Source organism: Spongiactinospora gelatinilytica (genome assembly GCF_003236385.1).
GTDB lineage: Bacteria > Actinomycetota > Actinomycetes > Streptosporangiales > Streptosporangiaceae > Spongiactinospora > Spongiactinospora gelatinilytica.
On record NZ_POUA01000166.1, the window covers coordinates 1 to 15,335 of the forward strand.

Below are 15,335 nucleotides of genomic sequence, written 5' to 3' on the forward strand. Positions count from 1 at the left end.
GGGTCAGCCGGACAGGCGGATGGGCATGATCAGGTAGCGGTAGTCGGGCGCGCTGTCGTCGCCCTCGGGCTTGCCGCCGGTGAGGATGGCCGGCTTGGTGGACGTGGTGAACGAGAGCCGGGCCACGTCGGAGTCGATCGCGCCGAGCCCCTCCAGCAGGAACTGGTGGTTGAAGGCGATGTTGATCTCGTCGCCGTGCAGTTCGGCGGGCAGCGCCTCGACGGCCTGGGCCTCATCGCCGCTGCCGGCCTCCAGGACGACCTCGCCGCCGCGGAACGCCAGCCGTACCGGGGTGTTGCGCTCGGCGACCAGCGCCACGCGCTTGACGGCCTCGACGAACGGGCCGGTGGCGAGGTCCGCGTGCGCGGAGAACTCCGTCGGCAGCAGCGAGCGGTACTTGGGGAACTCCGGGTCGAGCAGGCGGGTCGTGGTACGCCGTCCCCCGCTGGAAAAGCCGATCATGCCTTCGCCGGTGCCGCCCGCGGAGCTGAGCGCGATCTCCACCTCGGCGCCGGTCGTGAGCGACTTGGCGGTGTCGGCGAGGGTCTTGCCGGGGATCATCGCGATCGCGCTGAACTCGGGCTGGTCGGGCTGCCACTTCAGCTCGCGTACGGCCAGGCGGTACCGGTCGGTGGCGGCCAGCGTGACCGTGTCGCCGTCGATCTCCATCCGGACACCGGTGAGCATCGGCAGGGTGTCGTCCCGGCCCGCGGCGACGGCCACCTGACCCACCGCGGACGCGAACACGTCACTGCCCACGCGCCCGGCCGCGGGCGGCATGGCGGGCAGCGACGGGTAGTCCTCCACAGGCATGGTCAGCAGGGTGAACCGGGCGCTGCCGCAGGTCACCACCGCCTTGGCTCCGTCGACGACCAAATCCACAGGCTGTGCGGGAAGCGCCCGGGTGATCTCGGCGAGCAGCCGGCCGGAGACCAGTACGAGGCCCGGCTCGCCGGTCTGCAGGTCGAGGGTCACCTCCGCGGACACCTCGTAGTCGAAGCCGGAGAGCTTCAACTGCTGGTCTTCGGTGACCTCAAGGCGCATGCCGGCGAGGACCGGCACAGATGGGCGTGCCGGAAGGCTGCGTGCCGTCCATGCGACCGCCTCGGCGAGTACGTCTCGGTCGACCCTGAACATCACGATGGATCCGCCTCCTGTGGGTATCGGCTCTCGTTGGTCTCGTAAGTCTCGGTGATCTCGGTGATCTCGGTGGTCTTGATGCGGGCGCGGCATCTCGTCTCGCCGCGGGTGTGGGTCCAAGTCTCGCCTGACCCGCACCAGGGTCGGGCCGGAACCCTTCTATGGGTTTTGAGTTTCTTGGAGGGAGAGATAGCCGGTCATCTTCTTAGGGGCTGTGGATACTGTGGGCAACGGTGGTTTCCGCAGCTCAGCCCGGGGATTTTCATCCACCGACCCTGTGGGTGAAGCCTGTTGAAAACTTGTGCGGTTGGGGATGACGGGCCACTGTGCACAGGCCATCCCCAGGCGACGGGGTCTCTGTCCACCGGCTATCCACAAGGTTTCCACGGGTTTTCCACCGGGTAGGTGTCCGGTTTGCGCTCTCGTTGCCAACCCGTTCACAGGCCTTCCCCAGGTTGTCCACGAGTCGTCCACAACCTTTCCCCAGGATGTCCCCAGAGTTATCCCCAGGGCGGGAAGTGAGGTTCCGGTCGCCGATCGGGCCGGGCCGACGCCCAAACCCCCTGTCCCACCGGCCAAGTAGGGCATTCGCGACTGATCCACAGCGTTATCCACAGGCTGTGTATGGCGTGCGCCGGTAGCGGGGGTCGTGTGGTACAAGAAGCGGTCAGGCATCACGGGACTGCTGTTTGATCCGGCCGGTCAGCTCGTTGACCTGGTTGTAGATCGACCGGCGCTCGGCCATCAGCGAGCGTATCTTCCGGTCCGCGTGCATGACGGTCGTGTGGTCGCGCCCGCCGAACTGCTGGCCGATCTTGGGTAGTGACATGTCGGTGAGTTCGCGGCACAGGTACATCGCGATCTGCCGGGCGGTCACCAGCACCCGCGAGCGCGACCCGCCGCACAGGTCGTCGATCGAGATCCCGAAGTACGCGGCGGTCTGCGCCATGATCGTGGCCACCGTGATCTCCGGGCTGGAGTCCTCGGTGATCAGGTCCTTCAGGACGACCTCGGCGAGCTGCAGGTCCACCGACTGCCGGTTCAGGCTGGCGAACGCGGTGACCCGGATGAGCGCGCCCTCCAGTTCCCGGATGTTCGTGGATATCCGGGACGCGATGTACTCCAGCACGTCGCCGGGCGCGGCCAGGCCCTCCTGGATGGCCTTCTTACGCAGGATCGCGATGCGCGTCTCCAGCTCGGGCGGCTGGACGTCGGTGATCAGGCCCCACTCGAAGCGGTTGCGCAGCCGGTCCTCCAGTGTGACGAGCTGCTTGGGCGCGCGGTCGCTTGAGATGACGATCTGCTTGTTGGCGTTGTGGAGGGTGTTGAAGGTGTGGAAGAACTCCTCCTGGGTCTGTTCCTTGCCCTCCAGGAACTGGATGTCGTCCACGAGCAGGATGTCCACGGCCCGGTAGCGGCTGCGGAAGCCGTCGGCCTTGTGGTCGCGGATCGAGTTGATGAAGTCGTTGGTGAACTCCTCCGAGCTCACGTACCGCACCCGGGCGCCGTCGTACAGGCTCTGCGCGTAGTGGCCGATCGCGTGCAGCAGGTGGGTTTTCCCCAGGCCGGAGTCACCGTAGATGAACAGCGGGTTGTACGCCTTGGCCGGGGCCTCGGCGACCGCGACGGCCGCGGCGTGCGCGAATCGGTTGCTGGAGCCGATGACGAAGGTCTCGAAGGTGTACTTGGGGTTCAGCCGGGCGGGTTCGCCGCTGCGCGTACCGCGGTTCTCCCAGCGGTGCTGCGGCGGTGAAGCCTGTGGAAGAGGCTGTGCGCGGCCGCCCTGTGGATGGCTCTGCGGCCGGTCCTGCTCCGGCGGTGGCTGCTGCTCGGCGGCGTACGGGAGCTGGTCGCCCGGGTAAGGGCGCTGCTCTCCGGTGTACGGCAGCGCCTGCTCGCCGAAGGACGCGGGTATGTCGAACCGACCCTGGCCGTCGAAGGAGGGGCCTGGTTCGCCATATCTCTGCTGGTCACGCTGCTGGTCGTGGACCTCGCCGTACGGCTGGCCGGCGCCGTAGCCGGCATCCGACCGGCCGTCGCCGCGGGGTGGTTCGGTCCGTTGCGGTTCGCCCTGGGAAGGCGGGCGGAACGGCTGGGCGGCCTCGTCCCGATAGGGGACCGGAGGCTGTGGACGGCCCGGCTGATCCTGTGGCCGGTGCTGTGGAAAATCTGTGGACAACTGTGGATGAGCGGGCGCGCCCGAGTACCGGGGCTGACCATCCAGACCCTGCCTGTGCTGGGAATCCGCAGGTTGTCCATAGCCGTGCGGTGGCCCACCGGCCTGGGGATAACTTTGCTGCCGTCCCTGCGGATAGTCGCCGGCGCGCGCCCCTTCGTCGTCGGAGTCGGCCGCCGACGGGTCCACCGTGACCGCGACCCGCATCGGCCGGCCGAACTCCTGGGAGAGCGCGTGCGCGATCAGCGGGCGCAGCTTGCTCTCCAGCACGTCCTTGCCGAACTCGTTCGGGGTGGCGAGCAGCAGGGTGTCGTTGACCAGACCGAGAGGGCGTGTGATGGAGAGCCAGGCGCGGTAGTGGACGGGCACGTCGCCGTCGAGAATGCTGCCCAGCGCACGGCGCCACACCGTGTCGAGATCGACACCGTCCATGGTCTCGGCTCCCATCCCTTCCAGACCAGTGCCCCCGCGATCGGTCCGTCCACACCGGTGTGTTATCCACAACGGTGCCGGACGCCTCGGTGCGGGCGACCCGGCGCGTTCCCCTGTGTCCACAGCCTGCCGACGGCAGGTCCTCCACCGGAGATCCACAGGGAATCCACAATGTATGCACAGCCCGCTGGTCGCCTTCGAGTGGCCGCCGGGCCGCGTTCGGGCAGCGTCCGGGCAGCACGGAAGGGAGATCCCGAGGACCGGTGGTAGCCGTGTCCACATCTGTGTTCAAGACGTTGTCCACAGCCTAGTGGCAGCGGAGACGAGGCTGGGTGCACATGCTGTGGATGGCGTGGCCCCAGTGGAAAACGTGCCTGTGGATTAGTGGATAACCGCTGGCCACGACATTCCGGCCGGCGGCCCGGAGGCACGGTTCGCCGCGGGGCCGGGCGTTCGGTTTGACCTGGAGCGTGCCGTGCCCGTAACGTACGACGGTCGGCCCATGCGCGGCGGGCTTTGTCATGCCCGTAGCCACGCCGACGACCAGACCATGTGTGTGTCAGGCGCCTACGCCCGTCGGCGAGGCGCGTTTCCGAAGCCTGGAGTCCAGTCGTGAGCAAGCGTACTTACCAGCCGAACAACCGCCGTCGCGCGAAGACCCACGGCTTCCGGCTTCGCATGCGCACCCGCGCGGGTCGCGCGATCCTGGCCGCCCGCCGTCGCAAGGGCCGCGACCGGCTCGCGGTCTGACGCGCTCGCCGGGCCAGGTAAGCGTGTCCTGTCGCCCGCCGGGCGGACTCCCCGGTGGGCGACTGCCGTACCTGCCGGAGGTCTGATCGTGCTGCCGTCCCGATCACGCATGCGCCGTGGCGAGGAGTTCGCGGCGGCCGTGCGCCGGGGGAGTCGCGCGGGGCGCCCCACGTTGGTCGCGCACCTGAAAACGCGGGCTGACGTGAAATCTGATGGCGATAGTCCGCCTTTGGTGGGGTTCGTGGTGAGCCGCGCGGTAGGGGGAGCGGTCGTCCGGAACAAGGTGAAGCGCCGGTTGCGACACTTGATGCGAGACCGTCTGCATCGGCTCCCGCAAGGTAGCCTGCTGGTGGTACGCGCCAATCCACCGGCCGCGTCCGCGCGGATCGAGCACCTCGCCGCCGAACTCGACGCCGCGCTGGATCGTTTACTCAGGCGGCGAGGGCCTGCCCCACAGGCCCGGACGGATGGACATCGATGAGCGACCGACCGAGCGTCATGGCGCAGGCGGCGACGGGCGTGATCACGGCGGAGCAGGCCGCCGCGGCGAGCCCCGCCGCCCGGATCCTGATGGGTCCGATCCGGTTCTACCGTGCCTTCGTTTCGCCACTGCTCGGCCCGCGTTGCCGGTTCTATCCCTCGTGCAGTGCGTACGGCCTTGAGGCGGTCGCGGTGCACGGCGCGCTGCGCGGCTCATGGCTGACGATCCGGCGAATCGGGCGTTGCCACCCCTTCCATCCTGGAGGCGTCGACCCCGTGCCTTCCCGCCCGATCCGACCCCACGAAAAGCAAGGGAGCTAGTTCGGTGGAGCTGTCCTGGCTGAATTGGCTCTACGAGGCCGTCGCGACCGTCATCACCTGGATCCACACGGGATACAGCAGCTTCCTCCCGGCCGACAGCGGCCTCACCTGGGCGCTCACCATCATCACGCTGACCGTGGCGATGCGGCTGCTGATCTTCCCGCTGTTCCTCAAGCAGATGCGCTCGTCGCGGAAGATGCAGGAGCTGGCTCCGCGGGTTCAGAAACTGCGCGAGAAGTACAAGAACGACAAGCAGCGCATGAACCAAGAGGTCATGCGCGTCTACCAGGAGGGCGGGGCCAACCCGCTCGGCGGCTGTCTGCCGCTCGTCGCGCAGTTCCCGATCTTCATCTCGATGTTCACCGTGCTGAACGCGATGGCCCAGGGCCAGACGAAGTTCGGCATGACCACCGAGCTGGTGCAGAGCGCCAGAAACGCGCACATCTTCGGCGCGCCGATCCCCGCGACGTTCTGGACCACCAGCGCGGACCTCGTCAAGCTCAACGCCGACCCGGTGATCAGCAAGATCGTCCTGGTGCTCTTCGTCGCGATCAGCTCGCTGACGACCTTCCTGACGGTACGGCAGAGCGTGCAGCGGTCGATGCTGCAGATGCCGAACAACCCGATGGTGCAGCAGCAGAAGATCCTGATGTACATCTCGCCGCTGTTCGCCGTCTTCAGCCTGAACTTCCCCCTTGGTCTGATCCTGTACTGGGTCACCACCAACGTGTGGACACTGGGTCAGCAGCACTGGTTCTACAGCCGCAACCCCATGCCCACGTACGACGACAAGGGCAGGCTGATCGAGCCGGAGCCCAAGCCGAGCCTGCTGAGCAAGCTGCGCAAACCCAAGGCCGCGGCCGAGGCCGAGCAGGACGCGCCGCCGGAGCCGCCTCAGCCCAAGGTGGTGCGCAACCAGCCCACCCGGCAGGCGCGCAGCAAGCGCACGGGCACCAAGAAGTCGTAGCAGCAGGCCGGGTCCGTTTCGCGACCCGACACCACGAAGGAGATGCCGGACGTGACCGAGGCCGAGGCCGAACAGGAGACGGCGCGAACCCCCACCGCGACCGCTCCGGATCTCGTGGCGCTTGAGCAGGAAGGCGAGATCGCCGCCGACTACATCGAAGGACTGCTCGATATCGCCGACATCGACGGCGATATCGACATGGACGTCGAAGGCGATCGGGCCGTCGTGTCGGTGGTGGGGGTCAAGGGAGGCGACCTGACCGGCAAGCACGGGGAGGTCCTTGAGGCCCTTCAGGAGCTGACCCGGCTGGCCGTACACCGCCAGACGGGGGAACGCTCCCGCCTGATGCTCGATGTGGGCGGCTTTCGCGAACGTCGCAGGGCGGAGCTGACCAAGCTCGGCGTCAAGATCGCCGACGACGTCAAGCGCAGCGGCGAGCCCAAGCCGCTCCAGCCGATGACCCCTTTCGAACGCAAGATTGTGCACGACGCGGTCGCGGCGGCCGGCCTGCGCAGCGAGTCGGAGGGCGAGGAGCCCAACCGCTTCGTCGTCGTAATGCCCGCCTGATCCAACCCCACGGACCACGCCCGGGGCCCCGGCCCCGGCGCGGACCTCACTTACGGCGGCCCGCCCCACCTCGGGCGGCGAACGTCCACCAGCACATCGCCGTACGCCCACACCCGCTCCCTGACGCCGGCAGGCCCACCGCAGCGTCTCCCCCAGCTGTGCTCGGCCGCACTCACGCCGAGAGCGGTAAAGCCGCCCGTGCCGCGGATCCCACCAGCACGCCCAGCCGTACGCTTCGCCACTCGACCGGACCACACTGTCCCGCCCGACACGACCAGCGCGGTGTGGATCTCCAGCCGTCACCTTCGTCCTGCGATCCGGCCGCACGGCTGGCCGGGGAGTGGATCTTCCTCGCCGTATCGCCTTGCGCTTCGATGTTCGGTCGGGCGCGGTGTGGATCTCTTACCGCCCTCTCTGTGCTGCGATCCGGCCGTAAGGCGCGGACTCGGCCGCGCTGCCGCGCCGCTGGTCACCATCGCTAAGGGCGGGTACGAGCGACCGCGGTGTGGATCTCCCTCGCCATATTGCCCTGCGCTTCGATGCTCGGCCGGGTGCGGTCGCGGACTCGGCCGCGCTGCCGCGCCGCTGGTCTCACTGTCGTAGGGCGGTACGGCCGGTCGTGGTGTAGATCTCTTACCACCGCCTGCGTCCTACGCATCCAGTCGTACGGCGCGGCATTCGGTTGCTCACCACTGCTGAGGGCGGGTACGGCCAGCGCAGTGTGGATCTCTCCCGCGGAGTCAGCCGTACGACGCGGTGTCGGTCGGGCATCGCCGCACCATGTCTGTCCTGCCCGATCCAGCCAGTGCGGATCCTCTACCGCTACCTCCATCCTGCGTTCCAGCCCGTTGGGCGCAGTACCCGGCCGCCGTGCGGATCTTCTCCGCGAGCCCAGCCGTACGGAGTCGCGTTCGGCTGCACCGTCATGTGCGTTGGTCCCATCACCGAGGCGGGCAGCACCGATTCGCCCTTCCCCTGCCGGGTGCCGGGCCCGCCGAGCGATCAGTACGACTGAAGGGATCTCCAGGTCTCGCCCGCAGGTGATATCTGACTGCCTCGACACCACGGCCGATGTCACCCCCGTCGGCCTGGGTCAGTCGCTCACCGACTCCCCAACGGCCGGCCGGGTCACCGCGATCATGCCGGACTAGGGCTCGCCCGGCCGCCGGCCCCCCGGCACTGTAGGTAGGCGGCCACCAGACCGCCGGCATGACCACCGGCTCGGCGGAAACGATGTGTCGGCTCAATCGCTCGCTCTGGAGACCCGGTCTCCGGCCCGCCGACGTTCCGGCCTCGCATCCGATCGCAGATCCGTGTACGGCGAGCATCTCCCAAAGCACTGCACGCCCCTTGTGAACGGCCCCAACGGGGACGAGCTGCGCAACCGACACCCCGGGCCCCATCTATAGGTACTGCTATGCCGCCCGCCTGACATCGGCTCTGGCCCCTGGCATGGCCGCAGCCTCCTCAGTCACCACCTGCACCAGCGGACAGGCCGTCACCATGACGGGCGAAACCATGACCACCCGAAGCCCTTGATCCCCAGCCGAGCTCGCGACTGCCCTCTGTCCACAGGCGGGATGCGGCGATCGCCCGGGTTTGTTGATCGATCTGGACCGTTAGCCTAGATGGAGACTTTTCCGCGTGCGGCGGCCGAGTTATCCACAGGCAGCGGCGTGCCGTCAGTGGCGTGGACGAAAGCTGGATATGGTCATCGGGTCGAGCAAATGCCGGCGGAAGTCGGACCGTCACCTAATGCGAGTTGTGGGCGGGTGTACGAGGCGCATGGCCGTCCGGGAAGTGAAGGGGAGGGCAGCAGTGCGAGCCCGTTGGATCGGCGGCATGCGGGTGGGGAGTGACCATGAGCGCTGATGCGCCCCTTCCTCCCCCCGTGGCCCGTGAGGTGTTCGCCGATGACGCATGGCCCCTGGCCGAGGCATACGCCCGAATGCTCGCCGGCCCCGCCGTGGTGCGCGGGCTGCTCGGGCCGCGGGAGGTCGACCGGTTGTGGGATCGCCACCTGCTGAACTGCGCCGTCGTCGCCGAGGCCATCCCCCGTGACGTACACGTCGTGGACATCGGTTCCGGTGCCGGGCTGCCCGGCGTGGTGCTGGCGATCGTACGGTCGGACATCTCGGTGACGCTGCTGGAACCACTGCTGCGCAGGGTCGTCTTCCTGGAGGAGTGCGTCGCCGAGCTGAAGCTCGGCAATGTCGAGGTGCTCCGCGCCCGTGCCGAGGAGCTGGCCGGGGAACGGTCCTTCGACGTCGCGGTCGCCCGTGCCGTCGCTCCGCTGGAGCGGCTGCTGACCTGGTCCATGCCTCTGCTGCATCAGGGGGGCGAGTTGCTCGCGATGAAGGGGGAGCGTGCCGCGGCCGAACTGGCCGAGGCCGAATCGCAATTACGCGCATGCGGGGCCGAGAGGGCCGAGCTTGTCGCGGTCGGGCACGGTAAGGTCGAGCCGCCTGCAACTCTCGTCCGGGTGGTCGCCGGCCGTCCGCCCGGGCGAGGCCGGCGCGACCCTCGGCGCAGACGGAAGAGGTGACGTCGTGGCCCGTACGGCTAGCGGCCTTGGCTGGCCGGCGAGCGGCGGCGATGCCGCGGAGTCCAGGCATCGCTCCGGTCTGGGCTGGCCGCTCTCCCTAAGGGAAGGTTCCGGGAGAAGGTCGTCCGCGCCGGATCCTCCTGCCGCTGCCCGGCCGGTCGAAAGGACGACGGTGACCGACACTCCGCTTAGCTCCGGCGACTCGCCGCTGGTACGAGAGGCACTCAGCTCAGTGGTTTCACGTGAAACATCGGCCCCCCAGACGACACCGACGACCCAGACGGCGGCGGCAGCGCCCGCAGCCACGGCCTCCAGGCCCTCAAACGGTGACTGGCCGCGTCCCAAAGAGCGACGGATCATCACCGTGGCCAACCAGAAGGGCGGGGTGGGCAAGACCACCACGTCGGTCAACCTCGCCGCTGCCCTCTCCATGCACGGTCAGCGCGTTCTGGTGATCGACCTCGACCCTCAGGGCAATGCGTCCACCGCGCTGTCCGTCGAGCACCGTGGCGACGTCCCTGACGTCTACCAGGTGCTGGTGGGCGACCGCCCGCTGTCCGAGATCGTCAAGGAGGTCCCGGAAATGCCGGGCCTCTACTGCGCCCCCGCCACTATCGACCTCGCGGGGGCCGAAATCGAGCTCGTCTCACTGGTCGCCCGTGAGGCCAGGCTACGCCGTGCGATTGCCGCCTTCGACGCCATCGAGCTCGACTACATCCTGATCGACTGCCCGCCGTCCCTCGGGCTGCTGACAGTGAACGCCCTGGTCGCCACGCGTGAGCTGCTGATCCCGATCCAGTGCGAATACTACGCGCTCGAAGGGCTCGGGCAGTTGCTGCGCAACGTCGACCTGGTGCGGGCCCATCTCAATCCGGATCTCATCCTCTCCACGATCGTGCTGACGATGTACGACGGGCGGACCCGCCTGGCGTCGCAGGTCGCGGACGAGGTCCGGTCGCACTTCGGCGATACCGTGCTGAACACGGTCATCCCTCGAAGCGTGCGGGTATCAGAGGCACCCAGCTACGGCCAGTCGGTCATGACGTACGACCCAGGGTCGAGCGGTGCGATGGCGTACATGGACGCGGCACGCGAGATCGCGTACCGCGCCGCCGCTATACAGGCATAGGCGAAAGCGGGGCACGCGTCTCGTCGTGAGCCCGGCTGGCGCAGCGGTAACCTCGCAGGAATGGGCGACCCGTTGGTGGGCGGGCGGATGAGGGAGTTGTAGTGGCGCAGCAGCGACGCGGACTGGGCAAAGGGCTTGGGGCACTCATCCCGACCGGCCCTGTCGTGGACGGCCCGGCGGGCGTTTCCTCGGTCGAGGTACCCGCCGGGGCCGTCGCGGTCATACCCCCGCCGGGACACGGCGGGATCGACACCACAGGCCCGGCACCGGTGCCAGGTGCCTACTTCCAGGAGATTCCGGTCGATGCGATCGAACGCAATCCCCGCCAACCACGCACGATCTTCGACGAGGACGCCCTGAGGGAACTGGCCGCCTCGATCACCGAGGTCGGGCTGCTCCAGCCGATCGTGGTCCGGCCCGCCCCTTTCGGTAAGTTCGAGCTCATCATGGGGGAGCGGCGATGGCGCGCCTTCAAGCACGCCGGCCTGACCGAGATCCCGGCGATCGTCCGCAAGACACAGGACGACGATCTTCTCCGTGACGCCCTCATCGAGAACCTGCAGCGCGAGCAGCTCAACCCGCTCGAAGAGGCGGCCGCCTACCAGCAGCTCCTCGACGACTTCGGCGCCACCCACGAACAGCTCGCCCAGCGGGTCGGCCGCTCCCGCTCGCACATCACCAACACACTGCGCCTGCTCAACCTCTCCCCAGAGGTCCAGAAGCGGGTGGCCGCCGGCCTGATCAGCGCCGGCCATGCCAAGGCCCTGCTCACCCTCACCGACCCCGCCGCACAGGACCATCTGGCCCGCCGGATCGTGGCCGAGGGCCTATCCGTGCGATCAGTAGAAGAAATCGTCGCTTTCGGCGACGCCACCTCCGCCCCCGCTCTCCGCCAGCAACCCCAGAAGAAGACACCCGCACCTGGACTCCGCGACCTCGCCGAACGTCTCTCAGATCACTTCGAGACCAAAGTGAAGGTCGATCTCGGCACCCGCAAGGGGCGAATCGTGGTGGAGTTCGCCACCATCGACGACCTTGAGCGCATCATCGACACCATGGCCCCCGACGCCGTGAAGTCCATCCGCACTGACGACTGATCCACCTTCCACATGTTTCACGTGAAACACACCCGCTGCTATCGCTGATCCAGCCTCGCTTCACCTCAAGGGGCTCCCCGGCGTTCGCTTGTCGGTCAGCCGGTGGGACCAAGATCTCCCGAACAAGTGACGCCACCGAAAGCCCACAAGCAACTCGCACGGAGTCGGCCGGCTGATCGGCTCCGCGAAGGCGACCGAGTAACGGCGGGCCACCCATCTCGGGACTGCTGCAACACACCGCCCTCTGGACCGTACTTCGGCGGTGGCGCTGCTAGGGAGGCCGGAGCCGAACTCGCGTACCCTGCCGGGGCGGCTGGGGGAACGTGGCCGGCTGATCGGCTCCGCGAAGGCGACTGAGTAATGGGGGCCGCGCATTTCGGGACTGCTGCAACACAGCACCCCTGAACCATGCTGCGGCGGATCCGCCGCTCGGTCGGCCGGACCGGGGTCTGCTACGACAACGCGATGGCCGAGTCGTTCTTCTCCGCGATCAAGAACGAGTGGCTGCACCGCTTCGTCTTCACCACCCGCGCCAAGGCCAGACGGCAGGTCATCCGCTCCATCGAGGGGTTCTACAACCATCGGCGCCTGCACTCGGCACTCGGCTACCGGACTCCTATGGAGGTGCTCGAGGAGTTCTTGAAATCCGAACAGCCGCATAGGCTGCGCCCATAAGACGGCTGTCCGGAAGCACCGTGGCCCCTCAACGCGCGTACCCTGCTGGGAGCGGCTGGAGGAACGTGGCCAGCTGATCGGCTCCGCTAAGGCGACCGAGAACGGTGGGCCGCGCATCTCGGGACTGCTGCAACACACCGCCTCTGAACCATGCTGCGGCGGTGGCGCTGCTAGAGAGGCCGGAGCCGAACGCGCGTACCCTGCTGGGCGCGGCTGGGGGAGCGTGGCATCTGGTGTGGCGGCCCACACTGATCACCCACTGCCCCGGCCCGTTGGCTCGGTGCGGCCGAAATCGTAGCTGGTGGCCACGACGCTGATCAGTGCTTGCTCGGCGCGGCGGCGGCGTTCCAACAGCCAGTCCGGGTAGTACGAGCCGGCCCACAGCTTGGGGGCGGTCAGGTCGATGGTGCCGACGCGGGTGTCCCACTGCCGCGTCTGGTAGCCGTTATGGGAGTTGACCCGCTTGTACTGCGTCCGCCGTAGGCGGCGCCGGGCCGACATCAACGCTTCGGTCGTGGTCTTCGCCATAGAGCGCAACATATCGAGGGCATCGCTCTGGAGTTGCTGCGCGAGCCACTCGCGCCTGGGCACACTGCTGTCTGCGGCCATCGCCTGGTCTCCTTCGATCTTGAACTTGTCCATTCGAAGGATCACGCGGTGGCCGTTCTCGTTCCTCACCGCTACGCTTGTGACCAGGTCGAACTCGCTGGCCAACGCGATGTCCGATTGCGCGTTCCCATTTATACCACTCGGCTGAACATCATCCCGGTAGACGACCAAAGCGCTGTCGTGGGCTGCTGCAACGACCAGGCTTCTCCAGTTCGGCCGCTACACCAAGGGCGAAAGGCGCATCGGCCTGGGCGGTGGCCTTGTCTCTGGTAGGGACGCTAGTGCCGGGCATACGGGCGGTGAAACGGGCCCTTGTGATGTTCCTTCGGGATGGGATCAGCGGCTTTGGTGCGCTCGCAGTGGGTGGGCGCCGCGGTGGTTGGCGCGGCAGTCGTCAGGCGCGACGATCGTCCCGGCCTCTCGTTGGGACGAACGACCGTGGAATGCGAAGCCTCACCGACCCTGCTGGGCATCCTGATGTATCCAGATATGTTGGGGCGGGCTGACCTAGCGATCACCAGGATCGAAAGATCGGTTCGGCTGTTGCTTGTATGGCCTGGTAAGCGATCCGGCAAGATGCTGTCATGGTCTCCCGACACACCTCAGATGGCGCGATGATCCATCGGATCAAGGTCTCCCTGGATGGGATCCGGCCACCGATCTGGCGGCGGTTGGAGGTTCCCTCGGCTATCACGCTGCGCGACCTGCATGAGGTGGTGCAGCTCGCGTTCGGCTGGGAGGACTACCACATGTGGGTCTTCGAAAGCCCGCTGGGCCGGCATGGCGTCACCGATCCTGAGCTGAAGATGGCCGACGCATCGACCGTACTTCTCCACGAGGTCGTGCCCGCAGTTGGAGACCGATTTCAGTACACCTACGACTTCGGCGACAACTGGAAACACACCATTCAGGTTCAAGCCGTCGCCCCGGCCGCACCCGATATCGCCTACCCGCGCTGCCTTGCCGGACGACGCGCTTGTCCACCCGAAGACTGCGGCGGCGCCTGGGGCTATGGCTACCTACTGGAGATCATCGCCGATCCCAACCATGACGAGCACAGGGAAAGGCTGCGGTGGCTTGGCCTAACATCCGCCGGTAGCTTCGACCCGGCGGCCTTTGATCTGGCCGCCACGAACAGTGCCCTTTCCAGGTGGCGGTCGTCCTGGGTGACCTCCCAAGAGGGGGCGTAATTCCCCTGCCCCCCGACCGCTTGCAGGACTGAGGGCCGCCGGACTCCCAATCTGCTACCAAGTCCGCCCGCGCTCTCTTCGGGGCAGGGTGAAGCCCTTCCTGCGCGCAGCGGGGCATCAAGAGAGACCGTTTGATGCCTGCTTCGGGTCGCTAGGGGAGCAGGCGGCTGCTGCACGAAGTTCTAATCGGGTCAGTGGTCATAAGCGATCGGTGACCGGGTGATGGGCTGGACAATCGCGCGGTTGTGCCAGATGGCCGTGGTCAGGGCCAGAATGTGCTGAGCGATACGGGTGGGCCACCCCGGTCGGGGTGCGGCCTCCGTGAAACTCCAGATCGAGCTGGCCCTTGAGGGTGGCGTTGACCGACTCTATGAGCTGGCGGATCGGTTTGAGCAGGTGTTCGCCCCCGGAGGGGCGGGCGGTTGCGTAGGACGGGCGCAGCAGGCGCGCGCCGCGTTCGGCCAGCAATGTGTCCAGCTTGGCGGAGGTGTACCCCTTGTCGGGGATGATCAGCAGGCCGGGTCGTTCGGCGAGCAGGTGCGGGTCGTGTTCGCAGATGGCCATCAGCACCTGACGTTCATCGATGTTCGGGGTGGTCAGGGCCTAGGTGATGGGGAGTCCAGCGGGGGTGCACATCAGGTGCAGGCGTAGTCCCTGGTACCAGCGGGAGTGGGAGCGGCTAGCCGTATCCGGCCCGGCCGGCCAGGGCCGAACGCCGGGCGGTGGGCCGGGATCGGCCGCACTCGACGGGGGTGGAGTCGGCCAACCACACCGGGTCGTGTGCCACAGGTCGGTGTCGGTGGCCAGGGCCCGGATCGCGGCTTTGAGCAGTGGCAGGGGCCTTGTGTAGGCGTTTGTTGTAGCCGGACTGGCCGGGCAGGTAGAGGTAGGTGCGCGGGAACGTAGCGTAGCCACCGGGCCTCGGAATGGATGCCGAGCAGTGCCTGACGACCGCCAGGGTGAGCAGCTCGGCGTCGGTGAGTTTGGGCGGGCGTCCGATCCGGGGCGGGCGGCCGAGCCAGTCGTCGATCCTGGCGTACAGTGCGGTGAGAAGGGTGTTGAGGTCTGTCTTCACAAACCGATCGTCAACGCCCTTCGTCCTTCCCGCACTCCACGCGGCAGCGACTTAGTACTACAGTCATGTTTCGTGATCTATAGTGGACTCTGTGTCGGATGGGGTGACGTCTGAGGATCTCCAGTCATGGGCGGCCGGGCTGGATGAACTGTTCGCGCGGGTCGCCGCTCGTTTCGGGCGGG

At 67.5% G+C, this 15,335-nt stretch carries 11 protein-coding genes and 3 pseudogenes; 10 read left to right on the forward strand and 4 right to left on the reverse strand.

The window, feature by feature from the left end:
* Nucleotides 1-3: 3 nt before the first annotated feature.
* The gene (gene dnaN, locus C1I98_RS20795; RefSeq protein ID WP_111169103.1) at nucleotides 4-1,140 is read right to left on the reverse strand and encodes a DNA polymerase III subunit beta; all 1,137 of its coding nucleotides are present in this window, start codon (nucleotides 1,138-1,140) and stop codon (nucleotides 4-6) included.
* 667 nt (nucleotides 1,141-1,807) lie between these two features.
* Nucleotides 1,808-3,748 (reverse strand): chromosomal replication initiator protein DnaA, encoded by a 1,941-nt coding sequence (gene dnaA / locus C1I98_RS20800; RefSeq protein ID WP_111169112.1) that lies wholly within the window; start codon nucleotides 3,746-3,748, stop codon nucleotides 1,808-1,810.
* 612 nt (nucleotides 3,749-4,360) lie between these two features.
* On the opposite strand from dnaA, the gene rpmH reads away from it, so the two are divergent.
* The 9 genes and pseudogenes from rpmH to C1I98_RS20845 form a co-directional block, all read left to right on the forward strand.
* Nucleotides 4,361-4,498, forward strand: a complete 138-nt coding sequence (gene rpmH / locus C1I98_RS20805) for a 50S ribosomal protein L34 (RefSeq protein WP_111169104.1) — start codon at nucleotides 4,361-4,363, stop codon at nucleotides 4,496-4,498.
* 109 nt (nucleotides 4,499-4,607) lie between these two features.
* Nucleotides 4,608-4,979, forward strand: a complete 372-nt coding sequence (rnpA, locus tag C1I98_RS20810) for a ribonuclease P protein component (protein ID WP_233508034.1) — start codon at nucleotides 4,608-4,610, stop codon at nucleotides 4,977-4,979.
* A 17-nt stretch (nucleotides 4,980-4,996) separates the two neighbouring features.
* Nucleotides 4,997-5,299: a membrane protein insertion efficiency factor YidD gene (gene yidD, locus C1I98_RS20815; protein ID WP_111169113.1), complete on the forward strand. Its 303-nt coding sequence runs from the start codon at nucleotides 4,997-4,999 to the stop codon at nucleotides 5,297-5,299.
* A gap of 4 nt (nucleotides 5,300-5,303) precedes the next feature.
* A complete protein-coding gene (yidC, locus tag C1I98_RS20820) occupies nucleotides 5,304-6,266 on the forward strand; it encodes a membrane protein insertase YidC (protein WP_111169106.1) in 963 nt (320 codons plus the stop codon).
* Between the two features lie 42 nt (nucleotides 6,267-6,308).
* Nucleotides 6,309-6,833, forward strand: a complete 525-nt coding sequence (locus C1I98_RS20825) for a Jag family protein (RefSeq protein ID WP_111169107.1) — start codon at nucleotides 6,309-6,311, stop codon at nucleotides 6,831-6,833.
* A 1,861-nt stretch (nucleotides 6,834-8,694) separates the two neighbouring features.
* Nucleotides 8,695-9,378, forward strand: a complete 684-nt coding sequence (rsmG, locus tag C1I98_RS20830) for a 16S rRNA (guanine(527)-N(7))-methyltransferase RsmG (protein WP_111169114.1) — start codon at nucleotides 8,695-8,697, stop codon at nucleotides 9,376-9,378.
* A 208-nt stretch (nucleotides 9,379-9,586) separates the two neighbouring features.
* On the forward strand, nucleotides 9,587-10,507 hold the full coding sequence (locus C1I98_RS20835; protein ID WP_111169115.1) for a ParA family protein: 921 nt from the start codon (nucleotides 9,587-9,589) through the stop codon (nucleotides 10,505-10,507).
* Nucleotides 10,508-10,608: 101 nt separating this feature from the next.
* Complete coding sequence (locus C1I98_RS20840; RefSeq protein WP_111169108.1) at nucleotides 10,609-11,604, forward strand: ParB/RepB/Spo0J family partition protein; 996 nt, start codon at nucleotides 10,609-10,611, stop codon at nucleotides 11,602-11,604.
* Nucleotides 11,605-12,021: 417 nt separating this feature from the next.
* A pseudogene (locus C1I98_RS20845) lies at nucleotides 12,022-12,279 on the forward strand (integrase core domain-containing protein); the annotation flags it as partial.
* A 285-nt stretch (nucleotides 12,280-12,564) separates the two neighbouring features.
* Here C1I98_RS20845 and C1I98_RS44090 read toward each other — a convergent pair.
* Nucleotides 12,565-12,888: pseudogene (locus tag C1I98_RS44090) on the reverse strand (transposase); the annotation flags it as partial.
* 614 nt (nucleotides 12,889-13,502) lie between these two features.
* Here C1I98_RS44090 and C1I98_RS20855 point away from each other — a divergent pair.
* Nucleotides 13,503-14,078, forward strand: coding sequence for a plasmid pRiA4b ORF-3 family protein (locus tag C1I98_RS20855; RefSeq protein WP_158558123.1), 576 nt, complete (start codon nucleotides 13,503-13,505; stop codon nucleotides 14,076-14,078).
* A gap of 191 nt (nucleotides 14,079-14,269) precedes the next feature.
* Here C1I98_RS20855 and C1I98_RS46370 read toward each other — a convergent pair.
* Nucleotides 14,270-15,153 (reverse strand): annotated as a pseudogene (locus C1I98_RS46370) (IS982 family transposase).
* Nucleotides 15,154-15,335 lie beyond the last annotated feature (182 nt).